At 66.7% G+C, this 23,824-nt stretch carries 27 protein-coding genes; 19 read left to right on the plus strand and 8 right to left on the minus strand.

Features of this window, described 5'->3' with window-relative positions:
* The first annotated feature begins 1 nt into the window (after position 1).
* The 7 genes from yidC (at position 2) to metZ (ending at position 6,822) form a co-directional block, all read left to right on the plus strand.
* Positions 2-1,897 carry a membrane protein insertase YidC gene (yidC, locus tag CE453_RS27725; RefSeq protein ID WP_089178191.1) on the plus strand — a complete coding sequence of 632 codons (1,896 nt, stop codon included), beginning with the start codon at positions 2-4 and terminating at the stop codon, positions 1,895-1,897.
* 54 nt (positions 1,898-1,951) lie between these two features.
* Complete coding sequence (locus CE453_RS27730) at positions 1,952-2,584, plus strand: CatB-related O-acetyltransferase (RefSeq protein ID WP_089177525.1); 633 nt, start codon at positions 1,952-1,954, stop codon at positions 2,582-2,584.
* A gap of 10 nt (positions 2,585-2,594) precedes the next feature.
* Positions 2,595-3,260, plus strand: a complete 666-nt coding sequence (gene yihA / locus CE453_RS27735) for a ribosome biogenesis GTP-binding protein YihA/YsxC (protein WP_089177526.1) — start codon at positions 2,595-2,597, stop codon at positions 3,258-3,260.
* 6 nt (positions 3,261-3,266) lie between these two features.
* Positions 3,267-3,638, plus strand: a complete 372-nt coding sequence (locus tag CE453_RS27740) for a DUF423 domain-containing protein (RefSeq protein ID WP_089177527.1) — start codon at positions 3,267-3,269, stop codon at positions 3,636-3,638.
* A gap of 87 nt (positions 3,639-3,725) precedes the next feature.
* The gene (gene argB, locus CE453_RS27745) at positions 3,726-4,622 is read left to right on the plus strand and encodes an acetylglutamate kinase (RefSeq protein ID WP_089177528.1); all 897 of its coding nucleotides are present in this window, start codon (positions 3,726-3,728) and stop codon (positions 4,620-4,622) included.
* A gap of 184 nt (positions 4,623-4,806) precedes the next feature.
* Positions 4,807-5,505: a pyrimidine 5'-nucleotidase gene (locus CE453_RS27750; RefSeq protein ID WP_089177529.1), complete on the plus strand. Its 699-nt coding sequence runs from the start codon at positions 4,807-4,809 to the stop codon at positions 5,503-5,505.
* Positions 5,506-5,625: 120 nt separating this feature from the next.
* Complete coding sequence (gene metZ / locus CE453_RS27755; protein WP_089177530.1) at positions 5,626-6,822, plus strand: O-succinylhomoserine sulfhydrylase; 1,197 nt, start codon at positions 5,626-5,628, stop codon at positions 6,820-6,822.
* A gap of 134 nt (positions 6,823-6,956) precedes the next feature.
* On the opposite strand, the gene CE453_RS27760 is transcribed toward metZ, so the two are convergent.
* Positions 6,957-8,411, minus strand: a complete 1,455-nt coding sequence (locus CE453_RS27760) for an AMP nucleosidase (protein ID WP_089177531.1) — start codon at positions 8,409-8,411, stop codon at positions 6,957-6,959.
* Positions 8,412-8,570: 159 nt separating this feature from the next.
* Between CE453_RS27760 and CE453_RS27765 the strand changes: the two genes are divergently transcribed.
* The 4 genes from CE453_RS27765 to CE453_RS27780 are packed head-to-tail and all read left to right on the plus strand — an operon-like array spanning position 8,571 to position 10,502.
* Positions 8,571-8,918, plus strand: a complete 348-nt coding sequence (locus tag CE453_RS27765; RefSeq protein ID WP_089177532.1) for an ArsR/SmtB family transcription factor — start codon at positions 8,571-8,573, stop codon at positions 8,916-8,918.
* Positions 8,919-8,955: 37 nt separating this feature from the next.
* The gene (locus CE453_RS27770; protein WP_089177533.1) at positions 8,956-9,501 is read left to right on the plus strand and encodes an SRPBCC family protein; all 546 of its coding nucleotides are present in this window, start codon (positions 8,956-8,958) and stop codon (positions 9,499-9,501) included.
* A 45-nt stretch (positions 9,502-9,546) separates the two neighbouring features.
* A complete protein-coding gene (locus CE453_RS27775; protein WP_089177534.1) occupies positions 9,547-10,029 on the plus strand; it encodes a DUF1579 domain-containing protein in 483 nt (160 codons plus the stop codon).
* A gap of 38 nt (positions 10,030-10,067) precedes the next feature.
* Positions 10,068-10,502, plus strand: coding sequence for a VOC family protein (locus CE453_RS27780; RefSeq protein ID WP_089177535.1), 435 nt, complete (start codon positions 10,068-10,070; stop codon positions 10,500-10,502).
* A gap of 4 nt (positions 10,503-10,506) precedes the next feature.
* Here CE453_RS27780 and CE453_RS27785 read toward each other — a convergent pair whose 3' ends face one another.
* From CE453_RS27785 to CE453_RS27805, 5 genes are all read right to left on the minus strand, one after another.
* Complete coding sequence (locus tag CE453_RS27785; RefSeq protein ID WP_089177536.1) at positions 10,507-11,262, minus strand: SDR family NAD(P)-dependent oxidoreductase; 756 nt, start codon at positions 11,260-11,262, stop codon at positions 10,507-10,509.
* Positions 11,235-12,272, minus strand: coding sequence for a ketopantoate reductase family protein (locus CE453_RS27790; protein ID WP_089177537.1), 1,038 nt, complete (start codon positions 12,270-12,272; stop codon positions 11,235-11,237). Before CE453_RS27790 ends, CE453_RS27785 begins: the two co-directional genes overlap by 28 nt.
* Before the next feature lie 10 nt (positions 12,273-12,282).
* On the minus strand, positions 12,283-13,230 hold the full coding sequence (locus CE453_RS27795; protein ID WP_089177538.1) for an isoaspartyl peptidase/L-asparaginase family protein: 948 nt from the start codon (positions 13,228-13,230) through the stop codon (positions 12,283-12,285).
* A gap of 84 nt (positions 13,231-13,314) precedes the next feature.
* Positions 13,315-14,907 carry an ABC transporter substrate-binding protein gene (locus tag CE453_RS27800; RefSeq protein WP_089177539.1) on the minus strand — a complete coding sequence of 531 codons (1,593 nt, stop codon included), beginning with the start codon at positions 14,905-14,907 and terminating at the stop codon, positions 13,315-13,317.
* 48 nt (positions 14,908-14,955) lie between these two features.
* Positions 14,956-15,486, minus strand: coding sequence for a MarR family winged helix-turn-helix transcriptional regulator (locus tag CE453_RS27805; RefSeq protein ID WP_089177540.1), 531 nt, complete (start codon positions 15,484-15,486; stop codon positions 14,956-14,958).
* Between the two features lie 165 nt (positions 15,487-15,651).
* Between CE453_RS27805 and CE453_RS27810 the strand changes: the two genes are divergently transcribed.
* From CE453_RS27810 to CE453_RS27830, 5 genes are read left to right on the plus strand one after another with little or no spacing between them, the layout of a single operon-like run.
* Positions 15,652-16,353, plus strand: coding sequence for a creatininase family protein (locus CE453_RS27810; protein ID WP_089177541.1), 702 nt, complete (start codon positions 15,652-15,654; stop codon positions 16,351-16,353).
* A 22-nt stretch (positions 16,354-16,375) separates the two neighbouring features.
* Positions 16,376-17,350, plus strand: a complete 975-nt coding sequence (locus tag CE453_RS27815) for an ABC transporter permease (RefSeq protein ID WP_089177542.1) — start codon at positions 16,376-16,378, stop codon at positions 17,348-17,350.
* Positions 17,347-18,225 carry an ABC transporter permease gene (locus CE453_RS27820; RefSeq protein WP_089177543.1) on the plus strand — a complete coding sequence of 293 codons (879 nt, stop codon included), beginning with the start codon at positions 17,347-17,349 and terminating at the stop codon, positions 18,223-18,225. Before CE453_RS27815 ends, CE453_RS27820 begins: the two co-directional genes overlap by 4 nt.
* Entirely contained in the window at positions 18,222-19,934 is a 1,713-nt protein-coding gene (locus tag CE453_RS27825; protein ID WP_089177544.1) for a dipeptide ABC transporter ATP-binding protein, read from the plus strand. Before CE453_RS27820 ends, CE453_RS27825 begins: the two co-directional genes overlap by 4 nt.
* An 11-nt stretch (positions 19,935-19,945) precedes the next feature.
* Positions 19,946-20,857, plus strand: a complete 912-nt coding sequence (locus tag CE453_RS27830; RefSeq protein WP_089177545.1) for a polysaccharide deacetylase family protein — start codon at positions 19,946-19,948, stop codon at positions 20,855-20,857.
* A 57-nt stretch (positions 20,858-20,914) separates the two neighbouring features.
* Here the strand turns inward: CE453_RS27830 and CE453_RS29365 are convergent, their stop codons facing one another.
* Positions 20,915-21,154 (minus strand): hypothetical protein, encoded by a 240-nt coding sequence (locus tag CE453_RS29365; RefSeq protein ID WP_248307899.1) that lies wholly within the window; start codon positions 21,152-21,154, stop codon positions 20,915-20,917.
* Between the two features lie 239 nt (positions 21,155-21,393).
* Positions 21,394-21,594 (minus strand): hypothetical protein, encoded by a 201-nt coding sequence (locus CE453_RS29370; protein ID WP_248307900.1) that lies wholly within the window; start codon positions 21,592-21,594, stop codon positions 21,394-21,396.
* A 418-nt stretch (positions 21,595-22,012) separates the two neighbouring features.
* Here CE453_RS29370 and CE453_RS29375 point away from each other — a divergent pair, with 418 nt between their 5' ends.
* The 3 genes from CE453_RS29375 (at position 22,013) to CE453_RS27845 (ending at position 23,783) form a co-directional block, all read left to right on the plus strand.
* Complete coding sequence (locus CE453_RS29375; protein WP_248307901.1) at positions 22,013-23,086, plus strand: OmpA family protein; 1,074 nt, start codon at positions 22,013-22,015, stop codon at positions 23,084-23,086.
* Positions 23,087-23,226: 140 nt separating this feature from the next.
* A complete protein-coding gene (locus tag CE453_RS27840; protein ID WP_157733233.1) occupies positions 23,227-23,514 on the plus strand; it encodes a hypothetical protein in 288 nt (95 codons plus the stop codon).
* A 68-nt stretch (positions 23,515-23,582) separates the two neighbouring features.
* Positions 23,583-23,783: a hypothetical protein gene (locus CE453_RS27845; protein ID WP_089177548.1), complete on the plus strand. Its 201-nt coding sequence runs from the start codon at positions 23,583-23,585 to the stop codon at positions 23,781-23,783.
* Positions 23,784-23,824 lie beyond the last annotated feature (41 nt).

Raw genomic sequence — 23,824 nt, forward strand, 5'->3', positions numbered from 1 at the left:
GATGAAAGAAGACAACCGCAATCTGCTTCTGGCGATCGTCATGTCCGTGGTCGTGCTGCTGGGCTGGCAGTTCTTCTACGGCGTGCCGCAGATGGAAAAGCAGAAGCAGATCGCGCAGCAGAACCAGCAGGCCCAGAGCCAGTCCGCCCCGGCCGGCGCCAGCAATCCCGCCGCGACCGCGGCTCCGCCCGGCCAGCCGGCAGGTTCGGCCGCTCCGGGTTCCGCGCCCGGCGCCGCCTCGACCCAGGTCTCGGGCACGCGCGAGCAGGCGCTCGCCGCCAGCCCGCGCATCAAGATCGACACCCCGAAGATCGCGGGCTCGATCTCGCTTGCCGGAGCGCGCATCGACGACGTCTCGCTCAAGGCCTATCACGAGACCGTGGACCCGAAGAGCCCGATCATCGTGCTGCTCTCGCCCGCCGGCGGTCCCAACGCCTATTATTCGGATTTCGGCTGGGTCGCCGCGCCCGGCAACAACGTCGCGGTGCCGAACGCCACCACGCTGTGGACGGCCGACAGCCAGACCCTGACGCCGGCCAAACCGGTGACGCTGAGCTGGGACAACGGCCAGGGCCTGACCTTCAAGCGCGTCATCAGCGTCGACGACAACGCCATGTTCGCGATCCGTGACGAGGTCGAGAACAAGGGCGGCGCTCCCGTCACGCTGTTCCCCTACGGGCAGGTCGTCCGGCAAGGCAAGCCGCATACGCTCGGCTACTACGTGCTGCATGAAGGTCTCGTCGGTTATCTCGGCGAGCAGAGCGGCCTGCAGGAACTCACCTACGATAAGCTCGACAAGGAGGGCGCCCTCTCGCCCGGCACGGTCGGCAAGGTCTGGAAGGACGCCGTTGGCGGCTTCGTCGGCATCACCGACAAGTATTGGGCGGCGGCGGTCATCCCCGACCAGCAGCGCAAATACGAGGGCCGCTTCTCGTCAGTGGAAACCGGCACGCAGCGTACCTACCAGGCCGACTTCCTCGGCGAGGGCATCACGGTCGCCCCCGGCGCCAACACGGCCTCGCAGGCCCGGCTCTTCGCCGGCGCCAAGGAGGTCGCGGCGATCAACGGCTATGAGGAAAGCCAGCAGATCAAGCGTTTCGACCTGCTGATCGACTGGGGCTGGTTCTATTTCTTCACCAAGCCGCTCTTCTTCGTCCTCGACTGGATCTACAAGCACGTCGGCAATTTCGGCGTGGCGATCCTGATCGTCACGGTGCTGCTCAAGGGCCTGTTCTTCCCGCTCGCCAACAAGTCCTACGCCTCGATGGCGAAGATGAAGGCGCTGCAGCCGGAGATGACGGCCATCCGCGAACGCTACGCGGACGACAAGATGAAGCAGCAGCAGGCGCTGATGGAGCTGTACAAGACGCAGAAGATCAACCCGGTCGCCGGCTGCTGGCCGGTGCTGCTGCAGATCCCGGTGTTCTTCGCGCTCTACAAGATCCTGTTCATCACCATCGAGATGCGGCACGCGCCGTTCTTCGGCTGGATCCACGACCTCGCGGCGCCGGACCCGACCAACCTGTTCAATCTGTTCGGGCTGATCCCCTACACCCCGCCGGCAATGCTGCATCTCGGCCTGTGGCCGATCATCATGGGCATCACGATGTTCATCCAGATGAAGATGAACCCCGAGCCGCCGGACCCGGTGCAGAAGATGATGTTCACCTGGATGCCGGTGTTCTTCACCTTCCTGCTCGGCTCGTTCCCGGCCGGCCTGGTGATCTACTGGAGCTGGAACAACCTGCTCTCGGTGACCCAGCAGGGCTTCATCATGAAGAAGAACGGGGTGAAGATCGAACTGTTCGACAATATCAAGCGGATGTTCGGCAAGGGGCCGCCGCCGGCCCCCGCTGCCGCCGCTCCGGCGAAGCCCGCCAACAGCAACAAGAAATGACGAGCAAGGGGCGGGTTTCCCGCCCCTTCGCTTTTCCAAGCCAGGCCTGCCCCGATGCCTCTGCCGGACCCGACGACGCGCCACCCCATTCCTGGCTGGAAGGGCACGGCCTTCCTGAAAGCCGTGATCGATCACCCGCTGATCGAGGTCGGCGACTACAGCTACTACGACGACTCGCGCGGGCCGGAGCATTTCGTCGCCCGCTGCGTGCGTTACCATTTCGACTTCGTCGGCGACCGCCTGATCATCGGGAAATTCGTCGCGATCGCGCAGGCCGCGCAGTTCATCATGAACGGCGCCAACCATCCGATCGGCGGCTTCTCGACCTTTCCCTTCCAGATGTTCGGCCTCGGCGATCCGGAAGGCCTGAAGCGCCCCGGCCCGAACAACCGCGGCGACATAGTGATCGGCAACGATGTCTGGATCGGCCGCGAGGCGGTGATCATGCCCGGCGTGGGTGTCGGCGACGGCGCCATCATCGGCACGCGCGCACAGGTGACCAAGGACGTGCCACCCTATGCCGTGGTCGCCGGCAATCCGGGACGGATCGTCAAGATGCGCTTCCCGCCCGAGATCGTCGCGGAATTGCTGGCTATCCGCTGGTGGGACTGGGAGGCGGAGAAGATCGCGCGTCACGTCGACGCGATCCAGGGCGCCGACATCGACGCGCTGCGCCGGGCCGTGTAGGCAAGACACCATGACCACATCGACGACCAAACCCTACGACGCCGCGGAGATCGAAGCCGCCCGCAAGCTCTTCGAAGGGCCGTGGGACTTCGTCTGGGCCTCGACCAAGATCGACGACCTGCCGCCGATGGTCGGCCAGGAGATCGCCTTCGCCGGCCGCTCCAATGTCGGCAAGTCGAGCCTGATCAACGCGCTGACCAGGCGCAACGCGCTAGCGCGCACCTCGCATACGCCGGGGCGGACACAGCAGCTCAACTTCTTCCGCCAGGTCGACCATGACGAGCGGCTGACCATCGTCGACATGCCGGGCTACGGTTATGCCGCCGTCGGCAAGGAGAAGGTCGCGGCCTGGACCAACCTGATCCACGACTACCTGCGCGGCCGTTCGAACCTGATGCGTGTCTACGTACTGATCGATGCCCGTCACGGCATCAAGGACGTCGACGGCGCCGTGCTGGAGACGCTCGACAAAGCTGCTGTCTCCTACCAGGTCGTGCTGACCAAGGGCGACGCGCTCAAGAAGGCCGACCAGCAGTTCATGTGCGAAGCGACCTATGACGAGATCAAGCGTCGGCCTGCCGCCTTCCCCGAGGTGCTGCTGACCTCCAGCGAAAAAGGGATGGGCATCCCCGAGCTGCGCGCCGCGATCGGCCGCGTGCTGTCGGAGCACGGCTGAGCCGCCATGACCGCGACGCGCATCCATCTGGTTCTCGCTGCCCTGATGGGGTTCGTCGGCGTCGCCCTGCTGGCGGCTGCGGCGCATGTCGCGCTCGATCCCGGCCACGCCCAGACGGCAGGCCAGATGCTGATGTTCCATGCTTCGGTCGTCATGGGCGCGACCGCGGCTCGCAAGGGCGGATATCTGCAGGACGCGCTCGCCCGCATCGCGCTTTCGGCTATCATTCTCGGCGCCTGCCTCTTTTCAGCCGACCTGGCGCGCCGCGGCTTTTCGGGAGAAGCGTTGTTTCCGCGAGCCGCCCCCATCGGCGGCTGGTTCATGCTTGGCGGCTGGCTGGGGCTCACCATCGCAGCGCTGACCGCGAAGCGCGCCTGACCAGCGCCTTCCGTTCTTCCGCCCCGGTCGATCTTGGGCTAGAAGCGCCCCCGCATCTGTCCTTGCGGCCGCGCGGAGCCTGCCCGAATGACCGACCATCCCCATCTGACGCCGTCGCAATCCGCCGAGCTGCTCGTCCAGGCGCTGCCGCATATGCAGCGCTACGACCAGGAGGTCATCGTCATCAAGTATGGCGGCAACGCCATGGGTGACGCCGCCACCGCCGAGGATTTCGCCGAGGATATCGTCCTGCTCGAACAGTCCGGTCTGAAGCCGGTCGTCTGCCATGGCGGCGGCCCGCAGATCGCGGCAATGCTGAAGAAACTCGGCATCCCGTCCGAGTTCAAGCAAGGACTGCGCGTCACCGACGAGGCGACCGTCGAGGTCGTCGAGATGGTGCTGGCCGGCTCGGTCAACAAGGAGATCGTCGGCTACATCACCCGCGAGGGCGGACGCGCCATCGGGCTCTGCGGCAAGGACGGCAACATGGTGACCGCCCGCAAGGTGACCCGCACCATCGTCGACCCCGATTCCAAGATCGAGGAGGTTCTGGACCTCGGCTTCGTCGGCGAGCCTGAGAAGGTCAACACCACGGTGCTCGACGCGGTGCTGAAGGCCGAGCTCATCCCGGTGCTGGCACCTGTCTGCGCCGCCGCCGACGGCCAGACCTACAACGTCAATGCCGACACCTTCGCCGGGGCCATCGCGGGCGCGCTCAACGCCAAGCGCCTGCTGCTGCTCACCGACGTGCCGGGCGTCCTGAACAAGGACAAGCAGCTCATTCCGGAGCTGACGGTCGAGGAGTGCCGCCACCTGATCGCGGACGGCACGATCTCGGGCGGCATGATCCCAAAGATCGAAACCTGCATCTACGCACTGGAGAAGGGCGTCGAAGCCGTCGTCATCCTCGACGGAAAGGTGCCGCATGCGGCGCTGATCGAGCTCTTCACCGACACCGGCGCCGGCACCATCATCCGGCGCTGAGCGATCAACGCACAAGCCGACCCCGAGCGCGGTGAAGCGGGCGCTCGGGATCGCCGCGTCCGATCTCAACCATGGCCGCGGCGATTAAGCCTTGGCCAAGGACTTGCGGCGCAGACTCCGGCACGCCACATCACGGAGTCCAATGAAAAAAATCGCTGATACACCCGCCGCGACCCCGCCTCTGATGGCTGAAGGGTTCGCGCATGTCGATCACTGGGTCTTCGACCTCGACAACACGCTCTATTCGCACGAGGCCAAGGTCTGGCCGCAGGTCGACGAACGCATCACGCTGTTCCTCGCCGAGCTGTTCGGCCTCGACGGCCTCTCGTCGCGTGCGCTGCAGAAATATTATTACCAGCGCTACGGCACGACGCTGAAGGGGCTGATGGAGGAGCACGGCATCGATCCCGACGACTTCCTCGACTTCGCCCACCAGATCGACTTGTCGCTGCTCGATCCCAACCCCGAGCTGGGCGAGGCGATCGCGGCGCTGCCGGGCCGCAAGCTGATCCTGACCAACGGCTCGCGCGGCCACGCCGAGAACGTCGCCGGCAAGCTCGGCATCCTGCATCATTTCGAGGACATCTTCGACATCGTCCAGGCCGGCTTCACGCCGAAACCCGAGCGCGCGACCTACGAGAACTTCCTGGCCAAGCATGCCGTCGACCCGGCGCGCGCCGCGATGTTCGAAGACATCGAGAAGAACCTGCTGGTGCCGAGCGCGCTCGGCATGAAGACCGTGCTGATCGTGCCGAAGACGCCCGATCCCTTCCGCGAAGCCTGGGAGCAGACCGCCGTCGCGGCGGGCCATGTCCACCATGTCACAGCCGATCTCACCGGCTTCCTCAAGCCGCTCGGCCGCCCTGGCGAACGGCTGAGCTGAGGCGGCGGAAGGATTTCGGCGCCGAGCGTTTCCAGAAAAGGAAAATCTGTTCTTCTTTACGAACAGAGGGGAAGCTGCTAGTTGCGTTGTCCGTTATAACGAACGGACCGAGGCCCTGCCATGCCGACATCGGACAACGCCGCAGCTAAACTGCATCCCGAAACGCGTCTGGTCCACGCCGGCACCATGCGCTCGCAGTTCGGCGAGACCTCGGAAGCCCTGTTCCTGACCCAGGGCCATGTCTACGACAACGCCGCCCAGGCCGAAGGCCGCTTCCTGAACACCGATCCGGGCTTTCAGTACGGGCGGCTGTCCAATCCGACCACGACCATGCTGGAAGAGCGCATGGCTGCCTTCGAAGGCGCCGAGACCTGCCGCGCCACCGCGACCGGCATGGCAGCGGTGACGGCGGCGATGATGGCCCCGGTCAGCGCCGGCGACCATGTTGTGGCAGCAAGCGCGCTGTTCGGCTCCTGTCGCTACATCATCGAGAACCATCTGCCGCGCTATGGCGTCGAATCGACGCTGGTCGAGGGCACCGACATCGAGGCATGGCGCCGCGCGGTCCGCCCCAACACCAAGTTGTTTTTCCTGGAATCCCCCGCCAACCCGACGCTTGAAGTGCTCGACATCGCGGCCATCGCCAAGGTGGCGAAGGAGGCGGGCGCGAAGCTGGTCGTCGACAACGTCTTCGCCACGCCGCTGTTCCAGCGCCCGCTCGAACTCGGCGCCGACATCGTCGTCTACTCAGCGACGAAACATATCGACGGCCAGGGGCGCTGCCTCGGCGGGCTGATCCTCGGCTCGAAGGAGCTGATCGAGGCCGACATCCAGAACTACCTGCGCCAGACAGGCCCGGTGCTCTCGCCCTTCAACGCCTGGGTCATGCTGAAGTCGCTGGAGACCTTGCCGCTGCGCGTCGGCAAGCAGGCAGAGAACGCCACGAAGGTCGCCGACTGGCTGGCGACGCAGACACGACCGACGAAGGTGATCTTCCCCGGCCACAAGAACCATCCGCAGGCCGAGATCATCGCCCGCCAGATGAGCGGCCCCTCGACCATGATCGCCTTCGAGGTTCCGGGCGGCAAGGAGGGTGCCTATCGCCTGCTCGACGCCTGCAAGCTGATCCGCATCTCGAACAATCTCGGCGACGCCAAGAGCCTGATCGTCCACCCTGCGACGACGACGCATCAGCGTTTCACCCCCGAGGTGCGCGCGGCCATGGGCGTCAGCGACGGGCTGATCCGCCTCTCGATCGGGCTGGAGCATCCGGACGACCTGATCGCCGACCTGGAGCAGGCGCTGGCGAAGGTCTAGATCGTCGCGCGTCCTTTCGGACGCGACAACGATGATCCATCTTGTTGCTGGTGCATCGGATTTTTCCGGAAAGTGGATTCCACTTTCCGGTCTGATACTTTAGCGCGGCCCCGCGTTTCGCCGAGCTGCTCGCCCTACCGGAAGGGCGGCTCGTCGAAGCTCCTGAGCTTGCGCGAATGAATGGCGGAGCCGGCCTCCTTGAGCTTCTCCAGCGCCGCCAGCCCGATCCGCAGATGCTCGCCGACCGCACGCTCATAGAAGGCGTTGGCGGCGCCCGGCAGCTTGATCTCGCCATGCAGCGGCTTGTCGGAGACGCAGAGCAGCGTGCCGTAGGGCACGCGCAGCCGGTACCCCTGCGCCGCGATGGTGCCGGATTCCATATCGACCGCGATGGCGCGCGACAGGTTGATGCGGCGCCGCTCCTTGGTCCATTGCAGTTCCCAGTTGCGATCGTCCTGGGTGACGACGGTGCCCGTGCGCAGGCGCTGCTTCAGCCGGTCGCCCTTCTCGCCGGTGATCTCGGCCGCGGCCTGCTGCAGCGCGACTTGGACCTCGGCCAGGGCCGGGATCGGGATCTCCGGCGGCACCAGCTCGTCAAGGATGCGGTCCTGCCTGAGATAGGCATGGGCGAGGACATAGTCGCCGATGATCTGCGTCTGGCGCAGACCGCCGCAATGGCCGACCATCAGCCAGCAATTGGGCCTCAGCACCGCAAGGTGGTCGGTGATGTTCTTCGCATTGGACGGGCCGACGCCGATATTGACCAGCGTGACGCCGTCGCCACCTTTCCGGATCAGGTGATAGGCCGGCATCTGGAAGCGGTGCCAGGGCGCCGACATCACCCGCTCCGCCGCCGAGACGTCGATGCTGTCGCGCTCGATGCGGATGCCGCCCGGTGCAACCAGGGCCTCGGCCGTGCCGGCCTCGATCTCGGCCAGCCCAAGCCGGACGAACTGGTCGACATAGCGGTGATAATTGGTCAGCAGCACCCAGGGCTGCACGGCGCGCCAGTCGGTACCGGTGTAGTGCACGAGCCGGCGCAGTGAGTAATCGACACGCACCGCGTCGAAGAGGGCGAGCGGGCGCGGCTCGCCCTCGACAATGTCATAGGTGCCGTCCGCGACCTCGTCGCCGACCAGCGCAAGCAACGGCGTGGGGAAGTAGCGCGCGAGCTCGGCGGCGGTGATCTTGCCCCTCCCCAGCTCGTCGCCGCCTTCGAGCGCATAGGGATAGGGGATTTCCTGGTTGCTGATGCCGGTCTCGATCGTCGCGCCATATTCCGCGACAAGCGGCCGGAGCTGGTCGAGCAGATAGTTTCTGAACTCGGCCGGCTGCGTAACGGTGGTCGAATAGATGCCCGGCGCCGCGAATTTGGCGTAGCCGCGCCGCGTCGCCTCCGGCAGCTTCGAAGGCTCGTAGGTCACACGCAGCATCGGGTAGCGATAGCGCTCGCGGTCCTCCGCGGTCGGCGCCTCGCCGGTATCGAAGAAGCGCTGCAGATCGCCGCGCAGGGCCGCTCTCGCCTCTTCATAGAGGCGCTCGAGCCGGTCGATGGCGGCCTCGGGTGTCGCTGCGGTTTCGAAGCTCATGGCGGCGGCATCCTTTCCTCGAGCGGTTCTAGCCGTGCCTGCCCGATCCTGACAACAACAGGTCGCCTGCCATTCCAGATTGCCGGAAACGAGGCCTTGACGGATAGGGAGTTTCCGATTACTAAACCGATCAGTTAATTAACTGATCGGTTTCATACGATGTCGACGGACCCGCTCAGCCTGACCTTCGCCGCTCTGGCCGATCCGACCCGTCGCGCCATCCTGGCGCGGCTGTCGCAAGGCGAAAGCTCGGTGAAGGCACTGGCCGAGCCCTTCGCCATGAGCCTGCCGGCGGTCTCGAAGCATCTGAAGGTGCTGGAGCGAGCCGGGCTGATCACGCGGGGGCGGGACGCGCAGTGGCGACCCTGCCGCCTTGAGCCGGAGCCGCTGCGAGGGGCCTCGGAATGGCTCGAACACTACAGCCGTTTCTGGGACCAGAGCCTGGGCCGGCTGGACGCGGTCCTGCGCGAAATCAAGGCGAAACCACCCGATGAGCCGGCCGCTTGACGTCCAAACCTCTCCAGATCCGCAAAAGGCCTACCCCATGCTCAAGACCGTTCTCCTCAGCCTGCTCGCCATTATCGTGCTCGGCATCGTCGTGGTGCTGGCCCTCGCCGCCCGCAAGCCCGACAGCTTCCAGGTCACCCGGACGACGACGATCAACGCACCGCCGGAACGGATCTATCCGCTGATCGCGGACTTCAAGGCCTGGAGCGCCTGGTCGCCTTGGGAGAAGAAGGACCCGGCCATGAAGCGGAGCTTTGGCGGGCCGGAAACCGGCGCTGGTGCGACCTATGCCTGGGCCGGCGACAAGAACGTCGGCGAAGGCAGCATGCGCATCGTCGAAGCCAAGGCTCCGGAGCGCCTGTCGCTCAAGCTCGACTTCCTGAAGCCGTTCGAGGCCCATAACGACGTCGTCTTCTCGCTGGCTCCGCAAGGCTCCGCAACGACCGTGACCTGGACCATGACCGGCCCGACACCGTTCGTTGCCAAGATCATGCATGTCTTCTTCGACATGGACCGGATGGTCGGCGGCGATTTCGAAACCGGCCTGGCGGCGCTGAAGGCGGCGGCCGAGCGCCCCGCCTGAGCCCTCGATCAGCAACCAAGAGAACCACCGGAAAGGAGAGGAAGGATGAACGCCGAACCGCAGACGGAACATGAATGGCTCCAGCAGCTCGTCGGTGAATGGCAGGCCGAGATGACCTGCTCCATGGGCCCCGACCAGCCGCCCTCCACCAGCACCGGCACGGAGACCGTGCGCTCGCTGGGCGGTCTCTGGACGCTCGGCGAAGGCCAGGGAAGCTGCCCGGACGGCACGCCCGTCACCAGCGTGATGACGCTCGGCTTCGACCCGGCCAAGGGCCGCTTCGTCGGCAGCTTCATCGCCTCGATGATGTCGATGATGTGGCTCTATGAAGGGTCGCTCGATGCCGAAGGCAAATCGCTGGTCCTCGACACCGAGGGGCCGAGCATGACCGGCGACGGCTCGATGGCGAAGTACCAGGACGTCATCACCTTCCTGTCCCCCGATCACCGGACGCTGACCTCGCGCGCGCTCGGCCCGGACGGCCAGTGGAACGAGTTCGTCAGCGCTCACTATCGCCGCAAGACGTAAACGCTGCCGCAAATCCATTCACCTGAGGAGGAAGAACGATGAAACTGTCGACCTATCTGATGTTCGAGGGCAATTGCCGCGAGGCCTTCACCCATTACGAGAAGGTGCTGGGTGGCAAGATGCTGGCGATGATGGATCACAAGGGCACGCCGGCCGAGGAACACGTCGCCCCGGAATGGCGCGACAAGATCCTGCATGCCTGCCTGGAGATCGACGGCCAGCTGCTGATGGCTTCCGACGCGCCGCCGGATCGCTCGGATGGCCCGATGCGCTCGGTTTCGGTCAGCGTCGGCGTAAAGACGCCCGAGGAAGCCGACCGCATCTTCGCTGGCCTTTCCGAAGGCGATGCGAAGATCACCATGCCGATGGCCGAAACCTTCTGGTCGCCGCGCTTTGGCATGCTGACCGATCGCTTCGGCACGAGCTGGATGGTCGGCGCCGAGCAGACGGCCGACAAGATGAACTGCGGCTGAGCGCCTATGAGCGCCCGCCGTCGACCGAGAGCACCTGGCCGCTGATCCAGCCGGCCTGCTCGCTCAGGAAGAACAGCGCGGCGCTGGCAATGTCCTGCGGCGTGCCGAGCCGGCGGGTGTGGATGCTCTCGACGAGTTTTTTCTGCCCCTCCGGCCCGTAGCTCTGCCATTGCCGCTCGGTCGCCGGGTTGGAACGGACGAAGCCGGGCGCCACGGAGTTCACCGTAACGCCATGCGGTCCGAATTCCCAGGCGAGCTGCTTCGTCAGCCCGACCAGCGCGTGCTTGGCGCTGGCATAAGCCTGGATACCGGTGAGGCTCGGGCGCAGCCCCGCCCCCGATGAGATCGTGACGATGCGGCCATAGCCTGCCTGCCGCATCACGGGCGCAGCCGCTTGCGCCAGGAAGAAGGCGGCATCGACATTGGCGGCGAAAATGATCCGCCAATCTTCTTCCGCGATATCCTCGATCGGCCGGCCGACCTGCCCGCGCACGCCGCCGGCCGCGTGAACCAGCAGGTCGAGCCCGTCATCGGCCGAGACGATGGCGCGGATCAGGGCTTGCGCCGCTTCCGGCGAACCGAGATCGACGGCATGGGCGGTCGCGCCGATGCTGCGCGCCGTTTCCGTGACCCCGGCCGCGTCGATATCGGCGAGGTGAACACGTGCGCCTGCTTCCGCCAGTGCCGTGGCGATGGCTCGCCCGATGCCCTGGGCGGCACCGGTGACGAGGGCTACGCGGCCGTCGAAACGGATCTGCATCGGTCGATCAGCACCTTCAGCGTCTCGAAGGCCATCGGGCGGCGGCCTTCCTCGATATCGTGGATCAGCGCGACCAGCGTCTCCAGCGCAGGCGTCGCGACACCCGCCTCGCGGCCGAGCGTGGCGATGATGCCGATCTGCGGGTCGACCTCGGTCTTGCGCTTGCGCACCGCCAGGTCGCGCCAGATGCCGGAATGGGTCTTGGCGGTCCGCGATGTGTAATCGGCCAGCCATGCGATGGCAGCGGCCTGCGGCTTCTCCGGCGCGCCCGGCGCAAACACCCGCGGGTCGAACTCGCCGAAGCCCAGTGAGGCGATGCCGCGCTTGGCCGCAACCGCACCGACTTCCCGGCCGAGCGCGAGCCAGACAGGCCGGCGCGCTGGATCAGAAAAGTTCTCCGACATCGAATCGTCTGTTAGCGCCGTGGCAAAGAGCATCGCGCCATAGGCGAGCTTGCCCCAGAGATAGCCCCAGATGTTGTCCGTCAGAATCGCATCCGGCTCGAACAGCCTCAGCAGGCGATGCATCTCGCTCGCCCGCTCGCTGATCGTGCCATCGATCTCGCCCACGACCACCGCGCCACGGTTGCCGTAGAGGATTTCGCCCGGCCCGAGCCAGTCGGCTCCGAAATTGACGAAGCAGCCCATGGTGCGCTGCTCGCCGACTGCTCTGGCGATGGCGAGCTCGTTGAGTCCGTTCTGGGCGGAAAGGACGAAACCGTCATCGGCGAGATGCGGTTTCAGCGCCGCGAGCGCCGACTCCGTTGCGCCCGCCTTCACGGCAAGAACGATCCGGCGATAGCGGCCTTCCAGCTCCTGCGGCGTCACCGCCGGCACGACCTGCCGGAACGCCTCGACCGGCCCGGAGATGGCGAGCCCCTGCTTGCGGCAAGCCTCGACATGCCCGGCCACGACATCGACGAGCCGCACCGGCACGCCAGCCCGCGCCCAATAGGCACCGAGCGTGCCGCCGATCGCGCCCGCGCCCCAGATCAGGATAGGCTCAGTCATTCGCGGGACCTCAGGCCTGCCCGGCCATCTCGACATCGGCATGGGTGGCGACATGCATCAGCCCATCAGGCGTCACCCAGCCGCGATACATGCCATCCGTGTTGTAGGGCGCCACGATGTGCCCGGTCTCGTCGACGGCGACGAGACCGGCGCCGACCTTGTGAGCGGTCAGCTCGGCCATCGCCTCCTGCGTCGCCTGCTCGAGCGAGAGGCCCTTATAGGCCATCAGCGATGCGATCTCGTGACCGACGCAGTAGCGGATGAAATACTCGCCCTTGCCGGTGCCGGAGACGGCGCAGCGCCCGTCGCGCGCATAGGTGCCGGCGCCGATGATCGGGGAATCGCCGACGCGGCCGACCGGCTTGTTGGTGTAGCCACCGGTCGAGGTCGCGGCGGCGAGGTGGCCCTGCGCGTCGCAGGCGACGGCACCGACGGTGCCGTGCTTCTCGGCCTCGCTCGCTTCGGCCGCCGTACCGACCAGCTCCCGGATCTTCATCGAGGAGAGATTCTTGCGCCGCCTCTCCGTCGAGAAATAATCGTTCTCGACGGTGTCGATGCCCTCATGCTCGGCGAAGATGTCGGCCGCCGGACCGGCAAGGAGCAGCGGATCGCCGCGCAGCATCAACGCCTTGGCGGCTGCGACCGGGTTCTTGATGCGCTTGACGGCGCAGACGGCGCCGGCGGCGAGCGTCGCCCCGTCCATGATGGAAGCATCGAGCTCATGCTCTCCATCGGCGTTGAAGGCAGCTCCATGGCCTGCGTTGAAAAGCGGCGAGTCCTCCATGACCCGCACGGCCGCTTCGACCGCGTCGACCGCCGGGCCGCCCTTGCTGAGAATCGTCCAGCCGGCCCGCAGCGCACTGGCGAGATCGGAGCGGGCCTGGGCCCATTCGGCTTCGGTCATCTCGGCCTTCGGCAAGGTGCCGCAGCCGCCGTGGATGGCGAGAGCAAGTGTCATGAAATCAAGATTCCGTTGAGGTGACCTGGTCATTGTCGGAGCGCCCGGCCGGCTTGGAACCGGCCGGGACGCGGCTACGAGGGGTCACTTCTTAACAGGCTTGATGTCCATGGCCAGCGTGTCCTCGTCGACACGCGGCGAGATCGTGACCTTGTCCTTCTGCATCGCCCAGGCCGAACCGACGGCAGTGATCGGCAGGCGCGGCCTATCCTTGGCGACGATCGCGGCGACATCCGAGAGCATCTTGTTGCGCTTGGCCTCGTCCATCTCGACGGCGGCATCCTCGATCAGCTTGTCGACCTGCGGATTGGCGTAGTTCTGGACATTGAACGCGCCGAGCTTCTTGGCCGGATCGTTGGAATGCACCAGCGAGGAGAGGGTGTAGTTCGCCTCGCCCGTCAGCGTGCCCCAGCCGGACATCGACATCGAGAACTCGCCGCGGAGCCGCGCCGGGAAGAAGACGGCGCCGGGCTGCGCATTCGCATTCACCTCGATGCCGATGCGGGCGAGCATCTGCGCGATCGAGGTGCCGACCTGCCGGTCGCCGGGCAGGCGGTCATTGGTGAAGGAAAAGGTGATCTTGAAGCCGTTGGGGAAGCCGGCGTCCGCCATCAGCTTCTTCGCCTTGGCGACGTCGGGCTTGATCGGCGGCAGCTCCTTGTTGAAGCCGGCGATGGTCGGCGTCACCAGCTGGTTGGCCGGCGAGCCGAGACCTTCCATCGCGATCTCGGCCAGCGCCGGACGATCGATGGCGAGGTCGATCGCCTCGCGCACGCGGACATCCTGCAGCGGGTTCTTCGGCAGGGCCGAGCCATCCTTTGCGGTGACCTGCGGGGTCTTGTCCCGCATGTCGAGCTCCATGTTGAACAGATAGACGCTCTCGACCGTGGTCACGGTGAGCTTGGCGTCACGCTTCAGCGTCGGCACGTCGGAGGCCGGCGCGCGCACGATGATGTCGACCTGGCCAGCCTTGAGCTGGGCGACGCGGGCAGCGTCGTTCGGCAACTCCTTGCGCACGACCTTGGCCCAGGGCTCCTTCGGCCCCCAATAACCGTCGAAGCGCTCGAGCACCATCTGGTCCTTCGGCGTCCAGGACACGAACTTGTAGGGGCCGGTACCGATCGCGGCCTTGCCCGAGTTGAAGGCCTCGTTGGCGTTGTCCTTGGTGAGACCCGCCGCCGCCTTGTGCGAGACGATGAAGAGGCGGATGAAATCATTCGGCAGGTTCGGCGCCGGTCCGTCGGTGATGATGTGCACCGTCAGCGGGTCGATGACCTTCACCTCCTTGACCCGACGGACATAGATCGTCGTCGGGTTGGGGCCGGCCACGACCGGAATGCGCTCGATCGAGAACTTGACGTCCTCGGCGGTGAAGTCCGAGCCGTCATGGAACTTGACGCCGGGGCGCAGCTTGAACTCCCAGACGGTCGGCTCCAGCGTCTTCCAGCTCAGCGCCAGCCGCGGCTCGATCTGCAGCTTGTCACCGGACCAGGTCAGCGTGTCGAAGACATGTTTCAGCGCCTCGGCATGGGTGCCGGTGGCAGTGAAATGCGGATCGATCGATTCCGGACCGGCGCGGACGCCGATCGTCAGGGTCTGGGCAAGCGCGCCGGTCGAGACGGCCGCGCCGAGCAGGGCGGCAAAGGCGGCAAGGCGAAAGGTCTTCGCAAAATTCATGACGGATTCCCCTGTTGTTTCTGTGGTTTTGACGAGAGTTCGCGCTAACTAGAGTTCTTGGGGCCAGTCCGGCGAGGCGATGACGAGCTTGTCCATCAGAGCGCAAAGCTGCTGCTGCTCGTCGCCGCTGAGGCAGGCGAGCATTGCCGTCTGATGCCTCACCATCAGCGGCATGGTTTCATCGAAGATCTCGCGGCCTGCGGCGGTCAGATGCAGCACATAGCTGCGCAGGTCCGTGGGATCGGTCTCACGCCGCAGGAGCCGCCGCTGCAGCAATTTCTGCACGGCGCGGGACAGCGTGTTCTTCGGCAGCCCCGAGGAAGCGACGATGTTCTTGGCGGCCACGCCTTCCTTGAGCCCGACGGCATAGAGCGCCACGAATTCGGGGCGGACGAGGCCGTAGCGCGTCTCGATCCAGCGATAGACCGGATCGTTGAAGCGGAAAGCGACGAAGTTCAGCCGGAAGGACAGCCAGCAGGGATTGTCCCAGAGCTTGGTGACGGTCAGCGGATCGAGCCCGGCCAGCGCCGTCTCGCGTTCCGGATCGACGCGGGATAGTGATGTCGGCGAGCGCCGCATGGGAGTACCTCCCGGCCGATTTAGTTCCAAATGGAACTTGACGCTCTGTGAGGCCGGAGTCAAGGATGGCTTCGTTCGGCGGCTGTTCCGCTGTCGCGCCGTCCGATCGCGAGACCCGTTTCGCGAAGTCTCTACTGTCCGAAGCTGCGAAGCAAGGAACGCGCCGTGCTGGTCGCCGAAATGAACTGGATGCAGATCGAGGCGCAGGCGAAGCGGGACGACCGCTGCGTGCTGCCGCTCGGCAGCGTCGAGCAGCACGCCTATCTGAGCCTCGCGACCGACGTGATCCTGTCCGAGCGGGTGGCGCAGGAAGCGGCCGAACCGCTCGGCATCCCGGTTTTTCCGGTGCTGGCCTATGGTCTGACGCCAGGCTTCCTGAATTTCCCGGGCAGCATCTCTCTGAAGATGAGTACCTATGCGGCTTTGCTGGGCGACATCTTCGACGGCTTCTATCGCTCGGGCTTTCGCCGCATCGTCCTGGTCAACGGCCATGGCGGCAACTCGCCGGCACTGAACTTCGCGACCGAATGGCTCGACGGCCATCCCGATGCCAGCATCCGCCTGCACAACTGGTGGGCAGCGCCGCAATTCCAGGCAGCGGTCAAAGCTGTCGACCCGGCCGCCTCGCACGCCTCCTGGATGGAGAACTTCCCCTGGACGCGGCTTGCCGGCGTCGCCATGCCCGACACGCTGAAGCCGCCCTTCAACGCGGCGGAATACCAGGCGGCGAGCCCGGCAAAGCGCCGCGAGATCCTCGGCGACGGCAACTTCCACGGCCTCTACCAGCGTCCGGACGAGGAAATGCTCAGGCTCTGGCAGGTCGGCGTCGAGGAGACGCGTGCCGCTATGGTGGAGAACTGGCCGTGAGGCCGCGCCGAAAGCTCTACCCATGCTAGGCCACATCGCCGTCAGGCTGGTGCAGGCGCTTGTCGTCATGCTCGTCATGTCGGCGCTGGTCTTCGTCGGCGTCTACGCGATCGGCAATCCGATCGACGTGCTGATCGGCCCCGATGTCAGCCAGGAACTGCGCCTCCAGACCATCGCGCATTACGGGCTCGACCGGCCGCTCTGGGAGCAATATTTCACCTTCCTCGGCCGCGTGCTGCATGGCGATTTCGGCCGCTCCTTCGTCTTCGGCATGCCGGTGATGGAGCTCATCCTGTCGCGACTGCCGGCGACGCTCGAGCTGACCCTGGCCGCGGTGTGCGGCGCGGCGCTGATCGGCATTCCGGCCGGCATCTATGCGGGCTACAAGCCGGACAGCTTCGCCTCGAAGCTGATTATGACGGTCTCGATCCTCGGCTTCTCCGTGCCGACCTTCTGGATCGGCCTCGTGCTGATCATGGCCTTCGCCGTCGAACTGCAATGGCTGCCAGCCGGCGGGCGCGGCGAGACCGTCTCCATCTTCGGTGTCGAATGGAGCTTCCTGACGCTGGACGGGCTGAAGCATCTGCTGCTGCCGGCGCTCAACCTTGCCTTCTTCAAGCTCGCCCTGATGACGCGCCTTGCGCGGGCCGGCACGCGCGAGACCATGCTGTCCGACACCGTGAAATTCGCCCGTGCCGCCGGCCTCTCCGAATGGACGGTGCTGCGCCGGCATGTGCTGCGCCTGATCGCGATCCCGCTCGTCACCGTCTTCGGTCTCGAATTCGGCTCGACACTCGCCTTCGCCGTGGTCACCGAGACGATCTTCTCCTGGCCCGGCATCGGCAAGCTGATCATCGACTCCATCCAGTCGCTCGACCGACCTGTGATGGTCGCCTATCTGATGCTCGTCGCCTTCGTCTTCATCACCATCAACTTCCTCGTCGACCTCGCCTATGTCGGGCTCGATCCGCGGCTCAGGAAGGGAGGCGCGCGATGAAGGACGCCTCTCCCGCCGCGCGCTTCTGGGCGGAATTCCGCGAGAGCAAAACCGCAGTCGTGGCGCTTGCCGTGGTCGTGCTGATGATCGGCATCGCGTTGCTGGCGCCGCTCGTCGCGCCGCAAGACCCCTACGATCTCGCCAATCTCGCGCTTTCCGACGCGCGCCGACCGCCGGGCTATGTCGGCGAGGGCGGTTACACGCACTGGCTCGGCACCGATGCGCAGGGACGCGACCTGCTTTCCGCGATCCTCTATGGCCTGCGCATCTCGCTGCAGATGGGGCTGGTCGCCGGCGCGCTCGCCTTCACGCTCGGCGTGGCGCTCGGCATCGGCGCAGCCTATGCGGGCGGGCGCTGGGAAGCCTTCATCATGCGCGTCATCGACCTGCAGCTCGCCTTCCCCGCGATCCTGCTGGCTCTGGTGCTCTCGGCGCTGCTGGGACAGGGCAAGATGCAGCTCATCGCGGCGCTCGCCGCCGCGCAATATGCTTATTTCGCCCGCACCGCCCATGGCGCGGCCTCGGCCGAGCGCGGCAAGGACTATGTCGAGGCCGTACTGTCGACGCCACTGCCGGGTTGGCGTGTGGTGCTCCGCCATATCTTCCCGAACTGCCTGCCGCCCTTGATCGTGGTCGCGACCGTGCAGGTGGCGAACGCCATCGCGCTGGAGGCGACGCTCTCCTTCCTCGGTGTCGGGCTGCCGGTGACCGAGCCCTCGCTCGGCATGCTGATCTCGAACGGCTTCCAGTACATGCTCTCGGGCCGCTACTGGATCTCGATCTATCCGGGCATCGCGCTCATCATCCTGATCGTCGCGATCAATCTCGTCGGCGATCGCATCCGCGACCAGGTCAATCCGAGGCTGAAGCGATGAGCGAGGCGCCTCTCCTTCAGGTCACCAATCTCGCGACGCATTTCCACACCCGCAACGGCGTGGTGAAGGCGGTCGATGGCGTCTCCTTCGCGCTGAAGCGCGGCGAGGTGATGGGCCTCGTCGGCGAATCCGGCTCGGGCAAGAGCATCACCGGCTTCTCGATCATCGGGCTGATCGACCCGCCCGGCCGTGTCGAGCCCGGCTCGTCGGTGAAGCTCGAGGATCGCGAGCTCGTCGGACTGGCCCCAAGCGGACTCCGCAAGATCCGCGGCAAGCAGATCTCGATGGTCTTCCAGGACCCGATGATGACGCTGAACCCGATGCTGACCATCGGCACGCAGATCAGGCTCGCACTGGAAGCGCATGAGACGGTCTCCGGCGCCGAAGCGCGCCGGCGGGCGATCGCCGCACTGGCGCAGGTCCGCATTCCCGATCCGGAAGCCAAGGTCGATTTCTACCCGCACCAGTTTTCCGGTGGCATGCGCCAGCGCGTCGCCATCGCGATCGCCCTGCTGCACCGGCCGAAGCTGATCATCTGCGACGAGCCGACGACCGCGCTGGACGTCTCCGTCCAGGCCGAGATTCTCGCTGAGATGAAGGAGCTGGTCGCCGAGCTCGGCACGGCGCTGATCTGGATCAGCCATGACCTCGCCGTCGTCGCGGAACTGGCCGACCACGTCTGCGTCATGCGCCATGGCAAGATCGTCGAGGCCGGGCCGACGCTCGCAGTGCTGACCCATCCGCAGCATCCCTACACGCAGGCCCTGCTCGATGCCCTGCCCTCGCGTTCCGAGCCCGGCACGCTGCTGGCCGGTGGCGTCGGCTCCGATGTCGCTCCGCCGCCGCGCGCTGCGAAGCAGACGCCGCCCGCCACCGCGGATGCCGTGCACTATGTCCGCATCGAGCATGTCGCCAAGCGCTTCGCCCAGACGCCGGGCCTGTTCCGCAAGCTCGCCCAGAAAGCCGGCCTGTCGAAGGCGCCGGCTGTGGTGCAGGCGGTCGACGATGTCACGCTGGTGCTGAAGCGCGGCGAGGCGCTCGGCCTCGTCGGCGAATCCGGCTCGGGCAAGTCGACGCTCGGGCGCGTGGCCGCCGGCATCTATGCGCCGGACCATGGCTTCGTCCGCATCGACGGCGCACCGGTGATGAGCGCGGGTAACAACCCACACAAGGTCACGACGCGCGTCCAGACGATCTTCCAGGACCCCTTCGCCTCGCTCAACCCACGCATGACGGTGGGCGACAGCATCGCCGAGGGGCCATTGGCACATGGGCTGGTCGAACGCGGGCAGGCCAAGACCTATGTCCGGCAATGGCTGGCGGCGGTCGGGCTCAACCCCGATTTCGCCAGCCGCTATCCGCACCAGTTCTCGGGTGGCCAGCGCCAGCGCGTCGCCATCGCACGCGCGCTCGCGATGCAGCCGGACGTCGTGGTCTGCGACGAGCCGGTGGCCTCGCTCGACGTCTCGATCCAGGCGCAGATCATCAACCTGCTGATCCGGCTCAGGCAGGAGCTCGACCTGACGCTGATCTTCATCTCGCATGACCTCTCGGTGGTGCGCCATCTCTGCGACCGGGTCGCGATCATGTATCGCGGCAGGATCGTCGAGAGCGGCCCGGCCGGCGAGGTCTACGACCATCCGCAGCACGACTACACCAAGCGCCTGCTCGCCGCCGTGCCGACATTGCCGGGCGCCGTGACCATCTGAGGAGACAGCCGATGAGCGCTGATACGGAACTCGTGGAACTCCTGCCCTGGCAGTGGCCGGAAGAGGTCTGGCGCGGCAAGGTCGAGCAGGTTCGCGCCGGCCGTAATCTCAAGCCCGCGAAGTGGAAGAACGGCGCCCGCTGCGCGATCGCTCTCTCCTTCGACGTCGACCATGAGACCAATGAACTGCGCGACGGCGGCAAATCGGTCGGCCGCCTCTCCTGGGGGCAATACGGTAACCGTGTCGGCGTGCCGCGCATTCTGAAGCTCCTGAAGGAGCAGGACATCCAGGCAAGCTTCTTCGTGCCCGCCGTCACGGCCCTGCTCTATCCCGACGAACAGCGCCAGATCGTCGGCGAGGGCCACGAGATCGGCCTGCATGGCTGGATCCACGAGGTCAACACGGCGGTTCCGCCGGAGAACGAGCGCGAGCTGCATCTGCGCTCCGCCGACACGCTGGAAAAGATCACCGGTATCCGGCCTGTCGGCATGCGCACGCCCTCGTGGGATTTCTCGGAGGTGACGCTCTCGGTCGAGCGTGAGCTCGGCCTGCTCTACGATTCCTCACTCTTCGCCGACGACGACCCCTACGAGATCGTCGAGAAAGGCGAGGCGACCGGGATGGTCGAATTGCCGGTGGAATGGATTCGCGACGACGCCGCCTATCTCAGCATGAACCGCTTCCAGGCGCTGAGGCCCTATACCTCGCCCGAGGCGGTCTTCGACGTCTTCCGCCGCGAATTCGAGGGCGCCCATGCGGAAGGCGGGCTCTTCCTGCTGACCATGCATCCACATGTCATCACCTATCGCTCGCGCTTCTGGATCCTCGAGGAACTGATCCGCCTCGCCAAGGCCAAGGGCGATTGCTGGTTCGCGACGCATGCCGAGATCGCGGCCTATGTGAAGGCCGAAGCCGGACTCTGAATCGGCAAGGCAGCGGAACCACCGCCCGATTCTCGCCGTTTTCGCTTCATCCCGGGTTCAGGCCATGAAGGGCCTGATCCCGGTATGTTGAAACGAACGACGGGAATTGCGATGCGCACGAAACGCTGGTTGCTGGTCGGGACCGTCCTGCCAGCCCTCGTCCTTTCCCAGACAGGACAGGCCTTCACGCCGCAGGGCGTTCAGCTCGCCCAGGCACCGGGCGGCGGCGACGATGACCGCGGCCGCGGACAGCGCGAGCGTCCACGGGGACCGGAGGGTGGCCAGCCAGGTCAGCATGCTCCGCAGCGTCCGGGAGCTCCGGGCGCACCGCAGGCGCCACGCCCGCCGCAGATGCAACAAGCCCCGAGTGCTCCTCGCGCGCCGATGCCGTCCGCGCCTGCGCCAGCCGAGCGGGTCGCGCCGCCGCAGAACCGGCCACAACCTGCACCGCCTGCCGCGCAGCCTCGTCCCGAGCGCCCCACGCCGCCGAGCGCCGCTCCCGTACCCGGCCTGCCCGGCGCGCGTCCCGCCCCGCCTCAGGAGCGGCCGACACCGCCGGTGCCGCGCACTGCGCCTGGAGCGCCACCCGCCACGGCTCCGGCTCCTTCCCGGCCGGCTGCTCCGCCGCCGCCAGCAGCGCCGACCCAGCCCAATGCGACCTCGCCCAGCGCGCCACAGCCTGGCGCCAGGCCTGTGCCGCCGACAGCACCGGGCCAGAGACCCGGTTCGCCCGGCACCGCCCCCTCTGCGCCACAGCCCGGTGCGCAACCCTTGCGGCCTCTGCCGCCTCCGGGAGCGCCGGCTCAGCCGAACACGACCGCGCCCGGGGCATCCCAACCCGGTGCCAGTCCCGACCAGCGACCCGTCCCACCGACGGCGCCGGGCCTACGTCCCGCTACCCCCGGAACGGCTCCGACCGCTCCGCAGCCCGGCGCGCAGCCTTCGCAGCGCCCCTTGCCGCCGCCGGGCGCGCCGGCTCAACCCAACGCGGTCTCGCCCGGCACGCCGCAGCCCGGTGCCCGCCCTGTCCCACCAGCGGCTCCGGCAGCCCCCGGCCAGCCCGCGGCTCCAGCCCAACCCGGAATCGCTCCCGCACCGGGGCAGCCGGCCCCGGCCGTGCCGCCGGGCACCCAGCCGCCGCCCCCCGGCGCGACCATGCCGGGCCGTCCCGGCGTGGCGCCGACGGCTCCAGGTACGGTGCCGGGCCAGCCGCCAGCCGGCGCTCCTGGCCAACCGCCACAGCGTGAAGGTCGCCGCGGCGGCATCTCGCCCGGCGTCGCCGGAGCGATCGGCCTCGGTGCCGGCGTCCTCGGCGGCATCATGGCGACCCAGGGCGCCCAGCGCTTCGACGATATCCGCCAGCGCCGCGAGGAGCGTCGCGAGGGCGATGTCACGATCATCCGGGAGCCCGGACGCACCATCATCCGCGACGACGACGGCCGCGCCATCATCCGCCGCGACGAGGATCAGCGCTTCCGCGATCTCGGCTGGCAGGGTCGCGCCGAACGCCGTGACGGCGAGACGCGCACCGTCTTCGAACGGCCCGACGGCACGCGCGTCGTGACCGTCACGGACGACGAAGGCCGCCTGCTCCGCCGCAGCCGGATCGACCGCGACAACCGCGAGGTCATCATCATCGACAACACGCTGCGGGACCGTCCGGGGCGCTTTGCCGACGATGTGGTCGTCCTGCCGCCGCCGCCGCTGCCGATCCCGCGCGAGCGCTACATCGTCGATGCGGACCAGGCCGATGAGAGCCTGATCTACGAGACGATCACGGCACCGCCCATCGCCGCGATCCCGCGCCGATACACGCTGGACGAGGTGCGCTACTCGCCCGACCTGCGGGCCCGCATGCGCAGCGTCGATATCGACACGATCAACTTCGCGACGGGGTCCTGGCAGGTCACGCCCGACCAGGCACAGCGCCTTGCGGTGATCGCGGATTCGGTCAAGCGCGTGCTGCAGGGCTCGCCGAACGAGGTCTTCCTCGTCGAGGGCCATACCGATGCGGTCGGTTCGGACGTCGACAATCTGTCGCTCTCCGACCGCCGGGCGCAGTCGGTGGCGGAGATCCTGACCCGCGACTTCCAGATCCCGCCGGAGAACCTGACGACGCAGGGCTATGGCGAGCAATATCTGAAGGTGCAGACGCAGGAGGCTTCGCGCGAGAACCGGCGGGTGACGCTCCGGCGCATCACCCCGTTGCTGACCGGCCAGAGCCGCTGATCGGCGGGCGTTCCGCCAGGAACCAACCATGAGGGGCAGGGCTGCATGTCGAGCAGTCCTGCTCTTCGCAGGAGGCAAGGAACCCTTGCCTCACCCTGTCGTTCGTTTTCTGGAGGAAAAGTCCGATGGGAGACGACGCCATGATGAAGTTCACCCTGGCGCTGGCAGGATTGTTCGTTGCAAGCGCTCTTCTGACATCGGCGGTACAGGCCCAGAATTCGACGCCGCCCGCCCCGACGACCAAGCAACGGGCTCCTGGCGGGCCGCTTGCGCCCCGCTCCGGCGACATCGCCCGGGAGAAGCCCGACGAGCGGGGCAAAATCCAGGGCAGCCAGCGCGGCCCGAGCGGCGAACGCGCTCCGCCCCAGCCCGACCGCGACCTGCCGATGCCAAAGCCGGTGCCGTCGATCATCGCGCCCAGTCGCTAGAAGCTGGCGGCTTCGGATTCAGATTCGGGTAAGACTCGCCGCCTAAGCTTGAAGCGAGGGAGAAGAGCATGGGCGACTCGCCTTTTCTGATCGCCGAGAGCTTCGTGACCATGCGAGCCGCAGCGACCCACCAGGCGTTGCAGACCGAAATGGTCAAGCAGCAGGCTGACGCCGAGAACGGCCTGGTCGAGATGCTGGAACGCAGCATCGCGGAGCAGAAGGCCGCCTTGCCCTTCGGCCAGGGCGAGCATCTCGACGTCACCGTCTGACGACCTCGATCTCTTTGCCCCCTGGGCTTGGCGCCCCTGCC

The organism is Bosea sp. AS-1, from assembly GCF_002220095.1.
Classification (GTDB): Bacteria; Pseudomonadota; Alphaproteobacteria; order Rhizobiales; family Beijerinckiaceae; genus Allobosea.